Annotated in this window: 2 protein-coding genes; both read right to left on the minus strand. The window is 56.4% G+C overall.

Going from position 1 to position 1,763, the window contains the following annotated elements; all coding sequences use genetic code 11:
- Window positions 1-70: 70 nt before the first annotated feature.
- A complete protein-coding gene (locus tag WCJ41_RS22040) occupies window positions 71-313 on the minus strand; it encodes a hypothetical protein (protein WP_336907975.1) in 243 nt (80 codons plus the stop codon).
- A 560-nt stretch (window positions 314-873) separates the two neighbouring features.
- The coding region (locus tag WCJ41_RS22045) for an IS1380 family transposase (RefSeq protein WP_336907976.1) at window positions 874-1,763 on the minus strand (890 nt) is incomplete at its 5' end.

Consider the following 1,763-nt stretch of genomic DNA (forward strand, 5'->3'; position numbering starts at 1 on the left):
CCCGAAGATCAATGGTCACGCCGCGTAACCCACTCGTTTTTCAAAAGAGCCAATAGATGAGACTTGCCTTCTAAGTCCCCACGGCTTCGGGCATCAATTTTTCCAGAAGATTGGCCAAGTGCAATGGCCTCAGGCACACACTCTCGACGGCCTTCATCGTTCGGTATCTGGCGTCGATCAAAGGCATCGTCATCTCGGCTTGCAGCAGTGCGTCGATGATCAGGGCCGCATCGGTTCTGTCGAGATCAATCGAAACAGTGGTACTCAGAGTACTGCCGGGATGCGGGAGGAGGTCATTCATCAACATCGACATGATTTAGGTACTCCATCATGGTCGGTCATCAGGCGTAGTAACTCAAAGTTGTTTCGACTCCGAAAACTACCATCGATACTCAACTGCGGATTGAAGGTCATCTTTCGATACTAAGTATATTTACTATTCTTTTAATGGAGACTCAAGGGAAATGTGTTGAATTTCCTTTTTGATCGAGGGTTTTTCGAAATCTTACAGGAGGGTCTCAGTTGACGCATAGTTAGACCGACCTCGGATCTGGAAGGCATCTCTTCGGCAAGTAGTGTTGCTTCCGCTATGCGATCAACATGATCGGGATTCGTTCTCGTCATGGCCTGTAGCGAATATTTTCTCCAGATCCTTTGAGCCGACATCCACCGGATGACCGGCTTGTTAGGTCCACGATTTGCGCAATTTTGGGCCGGATGCAAGACCGGCCCTTGGCAAACAGCGTCGACAGTCTGCCATGACCGCAATTTCTGCTCATTGCTTGCCGGGAATGTCGATTTTGCCGTGATTGTGCGTTGATCAAGACGCACCTCTCCCTTGGTTTGAGCTGGAACGCATGACAACCGGGCCTTTCACGCCGGTGATGGATCAGGCGGTGGCCGCAGTTCGGCGATCAGCCGCAGAATGTCGGCGAAGAGTTGTCTCGGGATAGCGACTTCGGCCATCTGGAAGGCAACATAGCGGCCGTGGCTGATGATCTTCGCGCCGATCTTGATCAACTTCTCCCTCAGGCTGGTCAGCGACCAGTCCTTGATCGGTTCGGGTGTTGCGAGGGTGCGCAGGAAGTTGCCGAGATTGTAGGCCAGCGCGTGAAGCTGGAGACGGACTGCATTGGCGGCGAACGTGCGGCATGACAGGCGGGTCCACTTGATCGCGCCCTTGCCTTCCTTGATCCACTGCTCGCAGGTGCCGCGCATGTTGTAGAAGGCGACGACCTTCACCGCCTGACGGCTCAGGTTGGTGACGATGAAGCCGACGCGGGGATAAAGCTCGCCGGGGTGCCACTCGACCTTGGCCACGACGCGGCGCTTTCTGTCCCATGACCCTGCCTGATAGCTGAAGCTGGCGTAGGTCCGGACCACATGATGGGGCGGCCGGCCGACGGGCCGCGTCAGCAGGCTGGCGATACGGTCCTGAAGGATGGCGTTCGCCTTGAGACGGATCGTATACTTGTAGCCCTCTGTCTCCAGAAACTCATAGATGTCGGGCGAGGCGAAGGCGGCATCGCCCCGGAAGTAGCGGCGCAGGTCCCGTTCCCGGTAACGCTCAACGACAGGCTCCAGCACATTCCTCCAGCCGTCGGCGCTGTGAACATTGCCCGGGCGCAGTGCACAGCGTTCGATGTCGCCGAACTGGTTGAACACGAACAGCGGGTGATAGCATGGTCGCCCTCGCCAAGTGCGGGGATACCCACCACGCCACCATCCTCGAGATGAATGTCGAGAGCTACCGGCGCCGCGAA

Origin of the sequence: Aestuariivirga sp. (assembly GCF_037139295.1) — a bacterium.
In the GTDB taxonomy this organism is placed as follows: Bacteria; Pseudomonadota; Alphaproteobacteria; order Rhizobiales; family Aestuariivirgaceae; genus Aestuariivirga.